Origin of the sequence: Antarctobacter albus (assembly GCF_900101505.1) — a bacterium.
Lineage (GTDB): Bacteria > Pseudomonadota > Alphaproteobacteria > Rhodobacterales > Rhodobacteraceae > Antarctobacter > Antarctobacter albus.
Window position 1 is genome coordinate 72,861 of record NZ_FMZI01000013.1, and the last position, 16,892, is coordinate 89,752.

Annotated in this window: 15 protein-coding genes and 1 pseudogene; 6 read left to right on the forward strand and 10 right to left on the reverse strand. The window is 65.6% G+C overall.

Annotated elements, in window-relative coordinates:
* Positions 1 to 27: 27 nt before the first annotated feature.
* From BLQ71_RS26875 to BLQ71_RS26895, 5 genes and pseudogenes are all read right to left on the reverse strand, one after another.
* A complete protein-coding gene (locus BLQ71_RS26875; RefSeq protein ID WP_229754929.1) occupies positions 28 to 129 on the reverse strand; it encodes a hypothetical protein in 102 nt (33 codons plus the stop codon).
* Positions 130 to 418: 289 nt separating this feature from the next.
* The gene (locus BLQ71_RS26880) at positions 419 to 814 is read right to left on the reverse strand and encodes a LysR substrate-binding domain-containing protein (protein WP_308421264.1); all 396 of its coding nucleotides are present in this window, start codon (positions 812 to 814) and stop codon (positions 419 to 421) included.
* On the reverse strand, positions 754 to 1,164 hold the full coding sequence (locus BLQ71_RS26885) for a LysR family transcriptional regulator (protein WP_232788292.1): 411 nt from the start codon (positions 1,162 to 1,164) through the stop codon (positions 754 to 756). Before BLQ71_RS26885 ends, BLQ71_RS26880 begins: the two co-directional genes overlap by 61 nt.
* Positions 1,165 to 1,253: 89 nt before the next feature.
* Positions 1,254 to 1,817, reverse strand: a complete 564-nt coding sequence (locus tag BLQ71_RS26890) for a PQQ-dependent sugar dehydrogenase (RefSeq protein WP_254780728.1) — start codon at positions 1,815 to 1,817, stop codon at positions 1,254 to 1,256.
* 100 nt (positions 1,818 to 1,917) lie between these two features.
* Positions 1,918 to 2,271: pseudogene (locus BLQ71_RS26895) on the reverse strand (PQQ-dependent sugar dehydrogenase); the annotation flags it as partial.
* On the opposite strand from BLQ71_RS26895, the gene BLQ71_RS26500 reads away from it, so the two are divergent.
* The 4 genes from BLQ71_RS26500 (at position 2,252) to BLQ71_RS20190 (ending at position 4,804) form a co-directional block, all read left to right on the forward strand.
* On the forward strand, positions 2,252 to 2,419 hold the full coding sequence (locus BLQ71_RS26500) for a hypothetical protein (RefSeq protein WP_157923336.1): 168 nt from the start codon (positions 2,252 to 2,254) through the stop codon (positions 2,417 to 2,419). The pseudogene BLQ71_RS26895 and the gene BLQ71_RS26500 sit on opposite strands and share 20 nt — an antisense overlap.
* An 88-nt stretch (positions 2,420 to 2,507) precedes the next feature.
* Positions 2,508 to 2,810, forward strand: coding sequence for a cyclophilin-like fold protein (locus BLQ71_RS20180; protein ID WP_074623019.1), 303 nt, complete (start codon positions 2,508 to 2,510; stop codon positions 2,808 to 2,810).
* Between the two features lie 83 nt (positions 2,811 to 2,893).
* Positions 2,894 to 3,568: an SDR family oxidoreductase gene (locus tag BLQ71_RS20185; protein ID WP_074623020.1), complete on the forward strand. Its 675-nt coding sequence runs from the start codon at positions 2,894 to 2,896 to the stop codon at positions 3,566 to 3,568.
* A 195-nt stretch (positions 3,569 to 3,763) separates the two neighbouring features.
* On the forward strand, positions 3,764 to 4,804 hold the full coding sequence (locus BLQ71_RS20190; RefSeq protein WP_074623021.1) for a Hint domain-containing protein: 1,041 nt from the start codon (positions 3,764 to 3,766) through the stop codon (positions 4,802 to 4,804).
* Between the two features lie 13 nt (positions 4,805 to 4,817).
* Here BLQ71_RS20190 and BLQ71_RS20195 read toward each other — a convergent pair whose 3' ends face one another.
* The 3 genes from BLQ71_RS20195 to BLQ71_RS20205 form a co-directional block, all read right to left on the reverse strand.
* Positions 4,818 to 5,192, reverse strand: coding sequence for a hypothetical protein (locus tag BLQ71_RS20195; protein ID WP_069208648.1), 375 nt, complete (start codon positions 5,190 to 5,192; stop codon positions 4,818 to 4,820).
* A 114-nt stretch (positions 5,193 to 5,306) separates the two neighbouring features.
* Positions 5,307 to 5,645, reverse strand: coding sequence for an EF-hand domain-containing protein (locus tag BLQ71_RS20200; RefSeq protein ID WP_069208649.1), 339 nt, complete (start codon positions 5,643 to 5,645; stop codon positions 5,307 to 5,309).
* Positions 5,642 to 7,612 (reverse strand): sensor histidine kinase, encoded by a 1,971-nt coding sequence (locus BLQ71_RS20205; protein ID WP_139168480.1) that lies wholly within the window; start codon positions 7,610 to 7,612, stop codon positions 5,642 to 5,644. Before BLQ71_RS20205 ends, BLQ71_RS20200 begins: the two co-directional genes overlap by 4 nt.
* Before the next feature lie 36 nt (positions 7,613 to 7,648).
* On the opposite strand from BLQ71_RS20205, the gene BLQ71_RS20210 reads away from it, so the two are divergent.
* Positions 7,649 to 8,302 carry a LuxR C-terminal-related transcriptional regulator gene (locus tag BLQ71_RS20210; RefSeq protein WP_074623023.1) on the forward strand — a complete coding sequence of 218 codons (654 nt, stop codon included), beginning with the start codon at positions 7,649 to 7,651 and terminating at the stop codon, positions 8,300 to 8,302.
* Positions 8,303 to 8,451: 149 nt separating this feature from the next.
* Complete coding sequence (locus tag BLQ71_RS20215) at positions 8,452 to 14,469, forward strand: LamG-like jellyroll fold domain-containing protein (protein ID WP_074623024.1); 6,018 nt, start codon at positions 8,452 to 8,454, stop codon at positions 14,467 to 14,469.
* Between the two features lie 52 nt (positions 14,470 to 14,521).
* Here the strand turns inward: BLQ71_RS20215 and BLQ71_RS20220 are convergent, their stop codons facing one another.
* Both BLQ71_RS20220 and BLQ71_RS20225 read right to left on the reverse strand, forming a co-directional pair.
* Entirely contained in the window at positions 14,522 to 15,811 is a 1,290-nt protein-coding gene (locus BLQ71_RS20220) for a TRAP transporter large permease (RefSeq protein WP_074623025.1), read from the reverse strand.
* 73 nt (positions 15,812 to 15,884) lie between these two features.
* Positions 15,885 to 16,883: a TRAP transporter substrate-binding protein gene (locus tag BLQ71_RS20225; protein WP_043144853.1), complete on the reverse strand. Its 999-nt coding sequence runs from the start codon at positions 16,881 to 16,883 to the stop codon at positions 15,885 to 15,887.
* Positions 16,884 to 16,892 lie beyond the last annotated feature (9 nt).

Here is a 16,892-nt window from a genome sequence, read left to right on the forward strand (position 1 = left end):
AATGTAAAAGGCAAGATGCGTGATCGTCTAGGACAGTTCCGCCGGGGTCACGCCCGCGTCCAGGGCAAGGGCCGCGAACGCGCCTAGGTCTTCGGTTTCGTGCCGGGTCATGAGCGCCGCAAACGTCACCAGCGCGCGGTCCCGCTGGCCCAGTTCCTCGCCCGCCCAGACCGTGCCGAACAGGTCGTCGTTGCTGTAGGCGTTCAGCGCGGGGCGACAAGGCGCACGGCGTCGGGCAGCGTCGTCGCCAGGTCCTGGGCGGTGGCGGCGGTGCTCATCAGCGCAAGGGCAGAGGCGGCAAGGGTCGTCTTCATGGAACAACCTTCCTGTTCAGCGTTACCCCGAACAGGTGGTGCCATTGCCTGCGATCTTAATGCCGCATTGAATCACTGCACTCATGACTGCGCCTCATCAATCCTCAGGCCTTTTCGCGCAGCGCCTCCAGCACGACCTCGAAGGCCGAGGAAGAGCGCTGGCGGCTGGGATAATAGAGGTGGAAGCCTGGGAAAGAGGGGCAGAACGCGTCAAGGCAGGTTTGCAGGCCGCCCGCGTTCAGGTGGGGGCGGGCCAGCCGTTCCGGAACCAGCGCCAGACCATGCCCGTCGCAGGCTGCGCGCAGGACCGAGTTGATCGTGTTGAAGGTCGCCTGGCCGGACACCTTGACCCGGATATCCTTGCCTTCGTCGTCCTCGAACTCCCAGGCGTAAAGCGCGCCGTGGTTCGACAGCAGCAGGTTGATGCAGGCGTGTTCGGTCAGCTCTCCGGGCTCGTCCGGCAGGCCACGGGCCTTGAAATAGGGGGCGCGCCGACGCAGATCATGCGCTCATCGGGGCCGATGCGCATCGCGATCATCCCCTCGGCCACCTGGTCGCCATAGCGTACGCCCGCGTCGCAATGCGCCTGGGCGAGGTCGGTGTATTCGTATTCCATCACCAGTTCGACGTTCACCGACGGGTATTTCTTCAGCACTGGTGACAGTTTCGGCCAGAGGATCGACTCGATAGCGTATTCTACCGCGACGATGCGCAGGGTGCCCTTGGGCTCGTCCCGGGTTTCGTTGAGCGCCGATTGCGACACGCTCAGCCGTGCGGCGGCGCGGGTGAAACTGCGCTCTTCCGCGACGGCGGCAAAGGCGATCAGGTCGTTGATTTTCTCGCGGATCATGAGGGAGTCCGGTGTTTGTGTGTCGAAGATCACGGGATCTCCCTCATTAGATTCGCACCCTGTTCATGGGGGCGATGGAGAGTGCAGGCCTATTTCGACAGCCGGATCATCCGGTCGTCCGAGGCCCCGTCGCGACGCGGCGAACGGTTGCTGGTGTTGGCAACGACCTCGTCGCCGACCACGACGACATCGCGGAGACGCCGATCGACCGGGTAGGCGCGCGCCGTGCCGTCCTCTGGCGTGATCGCAACGATCCCGCCGGCGCGAAGACCGGCCAGCAGCAGGCGTTCCCCGTCCCAGGTCAGGCCCGATGGAGCCCAGGTGTTGCGCCCGGAATGGACCAGCGGGCCTTGCATTCCCTCGCGGTCTTCGTCGCCCTGGATCACCGGCCAGCCGTAGTTCTGGCCGGCGTCGATCCGGTTGACCTCGTCATGGCAGGATTGCCCGTGTTCGGCGGCATAAATCTGTCCGTCTGCGCCCCAGGCGAGCCCCTGCGGATTGCGATGTCCCAGCGAATAGACCGGCGAGCCGGGAAAGGGATTGTTTGCCGGGATTTCTCCATCCGGCGTCAGGCGCAGGATGTTGCCCGCCAGGCTGTCCATGTCCTGCGGGCGCTGGCGGTTCTCTGTCCAGCCCGTCGTGACATAGAGCATCCCACCGGGCCGAAGGCCACGCGCCCGCCGTTGTACAGCGGATGGCCGGGATATCGTCCAGTAGCACGCGCGTCTCGCGCCAACTGACGCCGTCGCGCACGACCTCGATCACCCGGTTTGACCGCGCCTCCGGCGTGCCGGTGTGGTGATAGAGAAACGCCCGTCCAGTTTCCTCAAAGTCCGGACGCAATACCAGCCCCATCAGGCCACCGCCGCGATCGTCCAGGATCGGCGCGCTGGTGATGATAGGCAGGCGGGCAAAGCGTGTCCCGTCGAACAAGCCCAGCATGCCCGCCTTTTCGGTGATGTAGAATATCCCGCCGTGCGCTTCGATGTCCCAGGGGTAATCGAGCCCCTCCAGCACGGTGTCGGAGACACTGGCGGCCAGCGGAAACAGCGCGGCCCCGATGAGGCCGCGCAGCAGAGAGCGTGTCTTGTTCGCCATTTTCGGCATCCGTCACATGGTCGCCCCAGGGCACGGCCGCGCCATCGTCAACGCCGTGGCGCGGCTGACCGGGCGGCGGATCCGCAGCCTGCCGCTCGCGAACACGATTTCGCCTGATATTCATGAGGGGGCGGGAAACCGCCCCTTTCATTCATGAGCGCGGCTCATGGCCGACAGGAAAATCATGTGCATTCTTTCCTGCGGGCAAGGCGTTATATCCGGAGCATCGAAAGGGAGCACGAACAATGCACCGGATCATCACCGCCGCCTTGTGGGCCTCGCTTCCACTGGACCTCGTGCCGTCGGACTACCACGGCATCGAGAAGGTGGCCGACCTGGGCCGCAGGCTCGACGCGTCCGATGCTCTGCCCAGCTATGAACCCAAGGCTGGCGACATCACCCAATACGCGCCTACGAAGAACCTGGCCATTTTCACCGCACCCTGCTCGGACTCTCGCGGGTTGGTGCGGCTGGGACAGTTCGACGGCCCGTTCGACGCCCTGAAACACCCGGGCGAGATCGCCGTGCGGATCGAAGCCGACGACTGATCCATCCCTGAACATCGAAATTGCCCGAACCGGACGGCCATGCGCCGCGCCGCAAGGGTGCTGTCATGCAAAGGAAACAGACAATGACTGACAAAATCACTGGCAAAGGCCTGGTCATCATCGGCGCCTCCAGTGGCATGGGTGAGGCCACTGCCCGCGTCCTGGCTGCCAAGGGCGCCAAGCTTGTCCTGGGCGCGCGCCGCAAGGACCGCCTCGGCGCAATCGTCGCCGACATCAAGGCCGCGGGTGGCGAGGCCATCGCCGTCAAGACCGACGTGACCCGGCTTGAGGACATGCAGGCGCTGGTCAAGGCGGCGGTCGACAGCTTTGGCCGGATCTACGTGCTGTTCAACAACGCGGGCCTGATGCCGCTGTCGATGATCGAGGCGCAGAAGGTCGACGAGTGGAACCAGATGATCGACGTGAACCTCACGGGTACCCTCTACGGTGTGTCCGCCGCGCTGCCCTACATGGCCTCTGTCCATGGCCATATCACCATGGTGACAGGCGCGGTTTACTGTGCGACGAAACACGCGGTCCGGTCGCTGTCCCAAGGGCTGCGGCAAGAGGTCAAGCCGCACAACATCCGGGTGATGGTGATCCCCCCGGGGCCGTGGCGACGGAGCTTTACGACCACATCTCGATCGACGAGATCAAGCAGGGGCTCGACGCATTCGTGCCAGACATCGCGGTGCTCGCATCGACCATGTCGGACTTGGTGGCCTTTGCCATCTCGCAACCGGCGAACGTGGACGTGAACGAAATCCTGTTCCGCCCCACCGTTCAGCCGCAAAAAGCGGAACAGACCTTTCGGGCAGGCCCGGGGTGCGCAGGCGTGCGCCCCGGGTTCCCTTGTCCGGTCGCGGTTTAACCGAATGACAACGGTCTTCGCGCATCGTCTCTTCCGTCCGCCCCGGACCCGTCCGGGGGCACGTCAGGAAAGGTCGCGACGCATGTCCTACTCGCTTCAATACCAGGTGCTGAACTTCGCCCTGCTGTCCGCGAACTTCTTTTCCGACAACCAGACCCTGCTGCTCAGCGATGTCGGCACCACCTCCAGCCCCGCCACGCTGGAGGACAATGACGGCAAGCTTTACGTGGGCGAGCAGATGACGCTGGATGGCCGCACCGTGGAAATGATGGGGTCGGGCACGGCACAGCCTGGTGTCGATCTGTTGGGGTTGATTGTCCCGACCGGCACATCGGTCGATGTCCTGGTGATGAAGGACACCGAGACCGGGGAAAAACTGCTGGTCTACCCCGAGGGGCCGCCGAACCTGCTGTCGTCAATCGCCGTGGTCCTGTCGGTTGACCAGACCGGCTACGACCTGAACGTAACCGGGACGATCTGCTTTTGCCCCGACACACATATCCTGACACCGCGCGGGCCGGTTCCGGTGCAGGATCTTGGTCCCGGGGCCAAGGTGCTGGACTACAGGGGGGCGGTAGGGACGGTCGCAACGACCCTGCGCTCCCGTCACCTGTCGCCCGCCGCCGGGCAGCAGCCGGTGGTGATCGAACCGGGCGCCTTCGGCGAGGGGCTGCCGCATCGCCGGATCAAGGTCTCACCCCAGCACCGTATCTGCATTCCCGGCACTGATCCGCACGGGCCGGAGCCGTTGCTTGGCCCGGCCAAGGGGTTCACCGGCCTGCCGCAGGTACGTCTTCGACAGGCGGACCGTCCCGTGACCTACATCCACGTGGTAACGGAACAGCACATGTTGCTGGTCGCAGAGGGCATCCCGGCGGAATCCATGCTGATCGGGGAACGCAGCCTGCGCACGCTGGACAAGGCGGACCGGCGCAAGCTGTCGCGCGCGCTGGGGGTCGAGGAAGCGGCGCTGGAACAGCACCCGGCGGCGCAGCCCTGCGGTCGGGCGCTTGGTGTCCGCGAGGCGCGCGCCCTGGTCGAGGCCTGGCGCATTCGGGCCCGCGACACCGGAGAGAGGGCCTGGCCGTGCCACCAGCAGCCGCCGCTGCGTGCTGCAAGCTAGGCTTACAAGTCTCCTATCGCGCCTCTCGTTGGAAGGTTACGCTGGTCTCCTGGGTGGGGTCTGTCCAGGTAAGGCGCGTGGGGCCTTGCAACGACAGGCTATTCCCCTGCCGGTCGCGGAACACGTCCTCGTCCACCCTGCGAAAGGTTACCGGGATCGAGGAATAACTGTGCCTTTGCAGCGTGATGAGGTCCGGCGTGACCATCTGGATGGTCACCACCAGGCGGCGCCCTTCGGGCGATTCCGCCGCATATTGGCCGCTGACCAGAACCTCTTGCGGCTCTTCGAAAGGGGCCGGTGCGACGGGCAGCGGCTCTGCCGGCAAAGCCGTCGGTGCAAGCTGTGACAGGACTGCGCCGATAAGCGCGGCAGTCAGGCATGGACGCATCTGGGGAAACCTCTGCGGCTTTGGGCGATGCCCTTGAAGGGTGCCTGCAGCCTAGACCCCGCCTGCGCGCGTAGGCATGGGGCTAATCCCCCATTCACACGCCCGTCTTGGGGCCTAGCCGCCTTCGGCGCGAAACCCGTCGTCCGCCCGCCGCAGCTCACCCGGGCTGGTCCGCCCGTCGCGATTGGCATCCACCCTGCGAAAGGCAAGGCGATAGGCGCCGAAATTGCGGATCGTAATTGCCGTCGACTGGCCCGAGGCCGCCATGAGACGAACAAAGACGCGGAACTCGGCAAAGCTCAGAAAACCGTCCCTGTCGGCATCGGCCCGGACAAAGGCATCCACCTCGCCCTGGCTGACCGGACCAGCGCCCGGGACCACTGTCTGCGCGCAGACCGGCAGCGCGGACAGGAGAAAGATGGTCAGTAGGGCGGATGCCAGGCCGTGTCTCATGATCGTGCCTCCGGTAGTATGTCCAGCGTAAAGGCCGTGCCCTTGCCGACTCGCGACCGTGCCCGCAGGACAAGCCCGTTCTGCTGCGCCAGCTGGTGGCAGATGGCCAGCCCCAGCCCGTGCCCCTTGCTGTCGGTGCCGCTATGCCAGGCCTTCATGTTTCTTGCCAGCACATCCTCGGTCATGCCCGGACCGGTGTCCAGAACCTGCAGCGCCAGCTTGTCCCCCTGCCGCCGGACCCCGACAAGGATGCGCCCCGTGCGGGTATACTTGACCGCGTTTGACACGAGGTTCGACAGGATGCGCATCAGGTGCAGCGCTGGAACCCGCACTTGGGCCGTGCTGGGCACGATCCGCAGGTCCAGTCCCTTGGCCCGGGCCTCGTCCCGGAACATCTGGCCGACCGCCTCCTGCACCAGTGACAGGGGGTAGGGAGCGGTTTCATCTTCTGCCTCTGCCCGGACCTCGTCGCGGGCCACGTCCAGCTGTCCGCCGGTCAGTGTCTGGATATAGTCAAAGGCCTCGCGCAGGTGATCGCGCGTGTCCTGGGGGGCCTCCCGGGCCATGCGCTCGATCGAGAGGCGCAGTGCGCTCAGCGGTTGGCGAATGTCATGCGACATGCTGGCCATCTGCATCCGGCGGCTGTCCGCAAGGTCCCGCATGCGGGCATAGTTGCGTTCCGCGTCGAGCAGGTCGCGCATGGTCCCGGCCTCTTTGCGGACGGCCTCCATTTCGCGGGCCAGGGCCGCGGCGTGGGCGCGGCGCATGTCGATCAGCCCGGCGGAGAGGCCGGCCATGATCCCCAGCGCCAGCGTCGCGTAGGTGCCCTTGATCGTCCAGGGGATCGACAGCCCCCCGGCCTGGCTGCGCGCCAGGGCTAGGGCAGTGACACCGCCGAGTCCGATCAGCGCGATCAGAGGGATCAGCCGCAGGATCGGGCGCATCCTGTCGCCTGCGCCCTCCCATTGGAAGACGGCAAAGACCTGCGCGACCAGCATCGCGGCCAACAGCACGTAGGCCAGCGGCGCCATGATCTCGGGCGGTACGAAGGGAACGGCGAGGATTGCGGCCAGCGCGGCCAGGGCGCCGGACCCCAGCCCCCACAGGACGGCGGGCCCCGAACCGGGCAGACGCAGGGACAGGAGGGCGGCCAGGAACCCCAGCGCGGTGATCCCCAGCAGCAGGACCAGTCCGACAGGCAGATGCAGGTCCGGGCGCGCGGGGTAGAGCCAGCGAAACAGGAAGCTGTCGAGATAGGCGACAAAGACCAGACCCAGCAGCAGAAGTCCGGCGTAGGCAAGTCCCGTCCCCGCCCGCATCATGGCGCTGAACACCGCGAAAATGGCGAGGCAGGACAGGAGAAAGGCATAGAACCCGGCCAGCGACAGCCCGCTGGCAAATCCATTGGCTCTTGCATAGGCGCCCCGTTCCAGACTGAGGTCCAGCGCCTCTACCGTGCCGTGGACCATGCGTACCAGCAGCAGCGCGCGCTCTTGCGGGCGCAGCTCGAAGGGGCGGCTGACAACCCGGGTGACGGTGTAATCCCCGGGGGCAAAGGGCTTGCGGATGTCATGCGCCAGCAGTTGGTCCGTCTCGGCCCCCAGCCGCACCAGAACAACGTCCAGCGCGATCAATCCGTATATGTCCGAGGCCAGCACCCAGTCGTCCGGCGGCCGCCCGTCCGCGGGGGCGCCGTTCTGGACTTCGACGACGGCCCAGAGTGGTTGGTAGGGCCGCAGCTTTGCGACGGTCTCGTCAAAGGAGGACGACAGGCGGCCCGCCGCATGGCGATCCGCAAGGCTGGCCAGCGTGTCGCCCGTCCCGGGGGCAAAGCGCATCTTGTCGCCGATCTCGACGCCGGGTGTCTCCGGGTCCAGGACCAGCGTCGGCGGCGCCTCTGCGCACAGGGGCGGGGCCAGGATCAAAAGCATCGAACAGGCCAGGAAAAGTGCTAAGACTGACCGCACGTTGTCCTCTCCCTGCGCCCCAAGCGGAGCATACGAATGTCAGAGCCCCGTTTCCAAGCCGTTGTAGCGGACGATCACGCGATTGTCCGGTCCGGCCTGCGCGCCGCACTGGAAAGCCCCGGCCTTGTCGAGCCGGCAGGCGTCAAGGTGGTGGCCGAGGCCGCCGACGGGCTCAGCGCCATCGCCGCGATCCGGCAGCACCGGCCGTCGTTGTTGCTGCTGGACGTGCAGATGCCGCTGGCGGGTGGGCTGGAGGTCCTGATCGAGGCGCGGCGCTGGTCGCCTGAAACACGCGTCGTCGTGCTGAGTGGGGTCACGTCGCCGGGCAAGATCGGGGAACTGGTCTCTTGCGGCGTCGACGGGCTGTTTTCCAAGGGCGAGGACAACGATGAACTCTTTGGCGCCTTGCCCGGCATCCTGAGGGGCAGGCGTCACGTCTCCGAGGTGTTCCGCAGAATGCTGGAAGAGGCGCCGGAGGTTCCGGACTTGTCGGAACGCGAGCGGCAGGTGCTGAACCTGGTCGTGACCGGACGATCGAACAAGGAAATCGCCCAGATCCTGGGGATCAGCGTCAAGACCGTCGACCGCCACCGGACCAACCTGATGCAGAAACTGGACGTGCATTCGGTCGCCCAGTTGATCGCCTACGCGTTGCGCGAAGGGCTGATCGCGCCGACGTCGGGGCTTTAGGCGGCGTCATTGTCTTGCGGTGTGCACCGGGCCGGTGTTCCATCGGTGCGGATGGATTGGGGGATCTACCCCATCCTGCGTGGGCACGCATCGATTTAGCCTGACCGCAACACCGGCAAGACCGGCCCTTGATTTGACGGAGAGATTCGATGCCTGGCCAAGTTTCCCAACTGGACGACAATGTGCAGGACACGCGGCTCGCCGCGCAGACGGCCCTGGATGCGGTCAACGGCGCAATCGACGCGCTGACGCTGGTCAAGGATGTCTTCGAGGTCCTCGAGGACATCGACGAGGACGCGGAAAAGCTGGAGAGCATTGCCAAGGGGCTGAAGAACGCGCTTGCGCTGATCTCCAAGGTCGGGCCGCCGCTGTCGAGCGTGACCCCCTTCCTCAAGCGGGTGATCGAAAGCGTCGAGGAGCGCGCCAATGACGTTGCCAACGGCATCGACGTGGAAAGCAAGTTCGGCGACTTCAAGAACAACGTCGAGGCACTGATCAACGGGCTGGAAGGTGCAAGGGACGCGCTGGAAATCACTGTGGCCGAGCTTTCGGCCATCGAGAACGGGATCGCCGATGCCGCCGACGGGATCGAGAACGCCTATTCCATTCCGACCGAGCTGCAGAACGCGATCGACCAGGCAGAGATCACGGCTGGCACCATCAACGGGGCGACCAGCGGCATCGCGGATATCGCAGAGGACATCAACGCGCTGAAGGTGCGGATCGACGGCATCCTGGGGGATTTCCCGTCCACGGCTGCCACGCTGATCGGCGTTGCCCGGGATTTCATCGACCTGATCGGCAAGGTCGATTTCCTGCAGACACCGATGGATGTGCTCAACGACGCGCTGGAGCCGGTGCAATGGGCGCTGGATGCCGCAGAGGCGGTGATCGACGCGGTCATCAACCCGGTCCTGGACCCGATCCTGGACAGCCTCGGCGTCACCGACCTCTTCGAACAGATGTCGGATGCGATCAACGACCTGATCCCCGAGCTCAGCCTCTTTGAGGGGATCGACCTGGACCTGGGCAATTTCGAGGTGGAATTCGGTGACCTCGTGGTGGAAGCGCCCAACCTGGACGTGGCGCTGGAACCCGATGTCATGGCGCGGATGCGCGACGACGTCGACCGTCTGGCCGTCGAGGTGCGCAAGCTGATCACGCCTTTCGATCCGGTCAACCTGCTGCTGGACGACAACGCCAACCTTGCAATCGGCTATGACGGCTTCGAGGGGCGCGATCCCAACGGGATCATCGCCGGGGGCACGAACATCTTTGCGCAGGACGGCGATGACCTGATCTCGGGCGGGCTGGGCGATGACGTCCTGCACGGCGGGGCGGGCAACGACGTGCTGATCGGGGGCGCTGGCGACGATATCATCGACGGCGGCACCGGCACCGACGGTGTCATCCTTCAGGGCAACCTGAGCGAATTCAGCATCAAGCGCGACACGGTCACCGGCGACATCCTCGTCAGCCACACCCACGGCGCCTCCGATGCGCCGGATCTGGGCACCGACGTCATCAGCAACGTCGAGTATTTCATTTTCGAGGATCGCACGCTTCACATCGACGATTTCGACTATTTCTACGATGCCGCGAACGGCGAGACCGATGGCGACGGGATTTCCCTGCCCGGAGTGCCGACCGGGCCGTCGCGCGATTTCATGTTCGGGACCGACGGCGCCGAAAGCATCGCCGGGTACGAGCTGATGGATTACATCGCCGCACGGGGCGGCAACGACTCTCTCTACGGTGGCAATGGTAGCGACTTCCTGGAAGGCGGGGCCGGGTTCGACAGGATCGACGGCGGAGCGGACAGCGATGTCGGCTCTTACCTGGGCGAATCCGACCGGCCGCATTTCGTGTCGCTGCTGGCGCCGGGCGATCCCCGGCAGCCCTTCGTCTCCGAGGATTTCTACGTAGCGGTCGAGAACCTGACCGGCAGCGACAACGAGGACTGGCTGTGGGGGGACGATGGCGCCAACCGGTTGGACGGGCGCGGTGACGACGACGTGCTGCGCGGGCTGGGTGGCAACGATTCCCTGCTGAGTGGCAAGGGCACCGACCTGATGATCGGCGGTGCGGGCAACGACACCGTGATCGCCACGGCGGTGGATTATGAGCCGACCGATCCCTCGACCATAGGGCGCAAGCTGATCGTGGCCGGCACGGGCAATGACAGCTACATCAACGAACGCGGCAACTTCAGCAGCATTTGGTACGGCGGCGTCGACTACGCGGCCAACTTCCCGATGTTCCCGGCACTGGCCGCGGTCGGCCTCAGCCCGGCAGAGATCGACGCGATGCTGCCCCACCACCTGCGGGTCGACGGGGCGCAGAACCTGATCCGCAAGTACGACGGCACGGGCAACCTGATCGGCACCGACCGGATCGAGGGGTCGTTCCAGGTCTTTGGCGCCGAAGGCAACGACACCTTCATCGGCTCTGACCGGCAGGATGTCTATTTCGGGGGCGAGGGCGATGACCTCTTCGAGGGCGGTGCGCGCAACTTTCGCCCGATCTGGGACACGGCGGACCCTCAGAACAGCTTTACCGTCCACGATTTCTACGATGGCGGCGCGGGCGATGACCGGTTCCGGCCCGCGCAGGGGCGCACCAACCTGGAAGGCGGCAGCGGCGATGACACGGTCGAGATCACCCGCCAGGGCTGGTTGCTGGTCGACGGCAGCGACGACGCCGAGCCAGCCGGCAGCGCCGAGGTCGACACGCTGGACTTTTCGGGCAGCGACCTTGGCTGGGCGATCGACCTGAGCGGCGAGTACATCGGTGACCCGCTCAAACTGGGCTACAAGGGTGTGGCCGAAGGACATGAACCCGGCACCATGCAGCTGCCGGGGGCGGCGGATTATGCCGCCTTCGACAGCCTGCAGCGGCAGCTGGGCGCACCGGGCGGCAGTTTCGATCTGTTGCTGGGAGAGTCCTATATCGAGATCAAGGGGTTCGAGGCCGTCATCGGCAGTGACCAGAACGATTTCATCGCCGGAAACGACCGGGCGAACCACCTGCGGGGCGGGCTGGGAAATGACGTGATCCTTGGCCATTCGGGCAGCGGCCTGGACGTGCTGGCCGGCGAGGACGGTGACGATACACTGATCGGCAGCAGCAGCGACGACCGTATCCTTGGCGGTGACGGCAACGACGACCTGCGCAATGCCGAAGGCGGCATTGATGTCGGCGGCAACGACCTGATGTCCGGCGGTCGCGGGGACGACATCCTGCGCCTGTTCAGCGGTCCTGGGCAGATCACCCTGTCCGGCGGGCCGGGTACGGACGTGGCGGATTTCAGCGGTTTCGACGGGCCGGTGACGCTGGACCTGTCGCAGGGAGGCAATGCCACTATCCAGACCAGCGGCGTCGAGAACCTGCGCGGCAGCCAGCATGGCGACAATTTGACGGGCAACCACCTGGGCAACAATCTCAACGGACAGGCGGGAAATGACCTGATCGACGGCGGGCTGGGCAACGACGTGCTCTTTGCGGGCGAGGGGCTGGATTCCCTGCGCGGCGGCAGTGGCAACGACCTGCTGGTGGTCGGCATGGGCGGCGGCGACATGCAGGGCGGCGCCGGGATCGACACCGCCAGCTTTGGCCCCAACCAGACCGGCGAATTGTCGGACGGAACGCCCGACTGGCAGCCCGTCCAGACGCCTGGCCAGGCCGCGATCCATCTGCGTGACGGGATCGGAGGTTTTCGCGACCTGTCGACCGGGGTCGCCTACAGCTATACCTTCGGCGGGATCGAGAATGTCTCGGGGTCGCTTTCGGACGACCGTCTGACCGGCGATGACGCCCGCAACCAGCTGAGCGGCGATGCGGGTGACGACCTGCTGGTGGGTCTTGGCGGCAACGACACACTGTCGGGCGGCGACGGTAATGACCACCTGGTCGACGGGATCGACACGCCGGCCTTTGCCATGAACGCCGATGGAACGCGCGACCAGATGCTGCGGCTGCAGGGGTATGACGTCATGCCCGGCGGCTCCTTCACCGTGGACATGATGTTCCGCGCGACAGAGGCGCCCGGGAGCATGCAGACCTCGTTCCTGTCCTACGCCGTGCCGGGCAGCACCAATGAACTGCTGCTTATCGGAACACCCACAGGCGGGATGGAGCTTTGGATCAATGGCCGGCACTACGTGACAAATGTTCCGCTGACCGGTCTCTTCGACGGCCAGGCGCATCGCATCACCCTGTCCGTCACCCCGGACTCCGGCGGCAATGCCTCCTTCAGCCTCTACTATGATGGCGAAAGCGTCTATTCCAACGTGATCGTCGGATCGACCATCGGCGGGCTGACTGCCGGGGGTACGCTGATCATCGGGCAGGAACAGGACCAGGTGAACGGCGCCTTCGACAGCAACCAGGTGCTGCGGGGCGAAGTCGGCGAAGTCCGGGTCTGGAACCGGGCGTTGGGCGCGACGGAAGTGGCGCAAAAGGCACTGTCGCCGGTGGATCCCGCGACGGAGCCGGGGCTGGTGACGCTTTGGGTGCCCGATCCCGCAACCGGACGGATGGAGGATGCGATGGGCGGCGATCCCCTGTTGGCGGAAACCATCAGCGGCGCCGGTCCCGTCCCCGTGATCGTGGCGCAGGAAGGCGGCGGCAACGACGTGATGAACGGCGGCGCGGGCAATGACACGCTCGAGGGCGGCGCGGGCGACGATGACCTGACCGGCGGCGCGGGGGACGACAGCCTGGTCGGCGGCATGGGCGAGGACACGGCGAGCTTTGCCGGAGATGACGCGGTCACGGTCGACCTGCGCATCTCGGGGCCGCAGGACACCGGGCGCGGAATGGATGTTCTTCTGGGTATCGAACACCTGACCAGTGCGGGCGGCAATGACCGGCTGTTCGGGAACGCGCTGGGCAACGGCCTGAATGCAGGTGACGGCAACGACATCCTGAACGGGATGGAGGGCGACGACACATTGAACGGCGGGTCCGGGGCCGATTGGCTAGTGGGCAATACGGGGATGGACATGGCCTCTTACGACGGGGCGGCGGCCGGGCTGATTGCCGATCTTGCCAATGCCGCGCTGAACACGGGTGAGGCGCGTGGCGATACCTACATCGGGATCGAGAGCCTCGAAGGCTCTGCCCATTCCGACAGCCTGCGCGGCGACGCCGGCGCCAACCTGTTGTCGGGTCTGGCCGGGAACGACACGCTGGTGGGCCGGGGTGGCAACGACACGCTGATGGGCGGGCAGGGCGCCGACTGGTTGATCGGCAGCACCGGGACAGACGCGGCCAGCTACGCCAATGCCGCCGGGTCCGTGATCGCCGACCTTGGCAATGCCGGGCTGAACACCGGCGCGGCCGCGGGGGACAGCTATCTCGACGTGGAAGACCTGATCGGTAGCGCCTACGGCGACAGCCTGCGCGGCGATGGCGCGTCGAACCTGCTGTCCGGCTTGGCCGGGGCCGATACGCTGATCGGCTATGATGGCGACGACTCCCTTGCCGGGGACGCGGGGGAGGACCGGCTGATCGGCGGAGCGGGGTCCGATACGGCGGTCTACGCATCGGCGGGCGGAGGCCTGATCGCAGACCTCGTCGATCCGACGCTGAACACGGGCGACGCGCGTGGCGATACCTACCTGTCGGTCGAGAACCTGCTGGGGTCTGCCTTTGGGGACGTGCTGCGGGGCAACCACCTGGGCAATGTCATCGAGGGCGGCGCGGGCGGTGACGTACTGATCGGGCGTCAGGGCGCCGACACGATGTCCGGCGGCGACGGTGACGACGTCCTGCGCGGTGACGGCGGGGCCGATGTGCTGGACGGGGGCGCGGGCGAAGACCTGCTGATCGGCGGCCCGGGCACCGATCTCCTGACCGGGGGCGCGGATGCGGATGTCTTCTTGTTCGCCTCTGCCACCGAGGCCGGGCTGGGCGCCGCTCGGGACCAGATCCTGGATTTCGAACAGGGGCTGGACGTGATCAACCTGGCCGGCGTTGTGCCGGGTGCCTTCAGCTTTCGCGGGACGGATGGTTTCACCGGCACCGGCGCGCCGGAACTGCAGCTGATCGAGACGGCAGGCGGCGGAACCGTGGTTCAGTTCGATACCGATGGCGATGGCAGCGCCGACGGCGGTATCCGGGTGGTCGGCGTCAGCGGCCTGACCGCCGACGACTTTATCCTGTAGGGATCGGGGTGATGCGCCGGGCCAGCCACGGGCGGCCCGGCGCCGTTTCCGTTCACCGCAGCATCAGGTCCGGCAGGAACAGCGTAACCTGCGGAAAGCACAGTAGCAGGATCAGGACAACGATCTCCATCGCCAGGAAAGGCAGGATGCCGCGAAAGATCGTTCCCAGCGGAACGCGGGTCTGCGAGGCGGCGACATAGGCATTCAGCCCCAAGGGCGGCGTCAGCAGGCCGATCTCGACCGTCTTGGTCACGACGATCCCGAACCAGACCGGGTCATAGCCAAGCGCCATGGCCGTGGGAAAGGCCAGGGGCATCGCCAGCGACAGGATCGCCAGCTGGTCCATGAACATGCCCATCACCAGCAGCACGAGGATGATGATCCCCATGATCACCTCGCGCGGCATCTCGGTGACGGCCACGAACTCCAGCATGCTGTGGGTAATGCGGGTAAAGGCGAGGTAGTTGGAGAAGATCGCCGAACAGGCGACGATGGCCACGATCATCACCGTCGCGCGGATCGAACTGCTGATCGACTTGTTGAACTGGACAAAGCTCAGCGTGCGTTGCGCCAGCACGATCAGCAGCGATCCCATGACCCCCAGCGCCGCCGCCTCGGAGGGCGAGGCGATGCCGCCGTAGATCGCGCCGATCACCGCCACCATGAGCAGAACCATCGGGATCACATGACGGCTTTCCTTGACCGCGGTTTTCAGGACGAAGGGATCGCCCTTCGGTGCCTGGTCGGTCGTTTCGGCAATGATCTTGATGACCACGGCCAGGCCGGTGGCGGTCAGAAGCCCCGGAATGATCCCGGCAATGAACAGCTTGCCGATCGAGGTCTCGGTCAACACGCCGTAGACCACCAGCACGATCGAGGGCGGCACCACCACGGCGAGCGTACCGCCGACGCTGACCACCGCGGCCGCAAGCCGGTCCGAGTATCTGTGCGCCCGCATCTGCGGAAAGGCCGAGGCGGACATCGCCGCGGTCGAGGCAGTGGAGCTGCCGACAAGGGCGGCGAGGATGACAGATGCGGCCACGGTGGCCATGGCCAGCCCACCCTTGACGTGGCCGATCCAGGCCTGACAGGCGATGATGGCCCGCCGGGTGACATCCCCCGCCGTCAGCAGTTCGGCCATGAGAATGAACAGCGGGATGGCGACCAGGATGAAAGAGGCGGAGGTATCGAAGAATGTCCGCTCCAGCACCGCAAGGGCCGGGCGCGGTCCCAGTTGGGCCGCAAGGCCAATGGTCCCGGAAATCCCCATGGCAAAAGCGATGGGAACGCGAAACGTCATCAAGACAGCCAAAACGACAAGTATGGCAAGAAAGGTCAGCATAAGTGGCCTGTGCGCGTTAGAGTGAAAGACAGCCGCCGCGGGCGGCTGTCTTCATGTCCGTTTGGATGTCGGATTACTGGCTGGTCTGGGCCGCGTAGGCATCGAGAACGGCCTGAGCATTGTCGCTCTTGATCCGCTCGACCCAGTCCAGGCTGACCGCACTCAGCGCATCTTTCACGGCGGTCAGTTCCTCGTCCGTGAACTCGTAGGTGTCGATGCCTTCGGCCTTCCACTCTTCGATCAACTCGGACACCGAGGCATCCTGTGCCTGCGCCACGTGCAGGGCGCTCTCATCGCCAAGACGCAGCAGCTCGGCCTGTGTCTCTTCGGGCAGCCCGTCGAACAGGTCGCTGCGGATCACCATGACGAAGCTGTAGCCGCCGAACGACCCGTTGGTCGAAATATGGCTGACGACCTCGTTCAGCTTGTAGCCGGGCACCGAGGCCAGCGGGAAGAGAACGGCATCAAGACGGCCACGTTCCACGGCGGTATAGACTTCCGGTCCTGGGATCGAGATTCCGACGCCACCCAGCGCGCGGGCGGTCATCGCCTGCGTCGACCCCGAGGTGCGGATATCCTGCGCGTCCCAGTCGGCGGGTTGACCCAGGCGCGCCTTGGCCAGAACCTGGTAGGGCGGCAGCACAAAACCGAAGATCGGCGTCACACCCGCGGCAAGGATTTCTTCGCGCAGCGGTCCGTCCTTGAGCATGGCCTGCAGGGCCTTGGTGCCCTGTTCGGCGGTGGTGTAGAATCCCGGCAGAGCGACGACAGAGTTCAGCGGCAGAACATCGGCGTGGTACGGCGTGCCCAGCAGCGCAGCATCGAGGATGCCGTTGTTCACCGCATCGAGCTGTGCCTTGGACTTGGCGGCCTGCTGCGAGGGAAAGTGCTGGAAGGTGATCGCGCCGTCGGTGGCCTCTTCGACCGCGGCCATCCACTTGGTCGTGCCCTCGACGGACACGATGTGACTGGTCGACTGGAAATCGCCAAGGCGCAGCGTTTCCGCCTGGCCAGCCGTGGCAAAGGTCAAAGCGGCGGTCACGGCCGCAAGGCAAGTGGTCATCAATTTCATCGGTTTCTC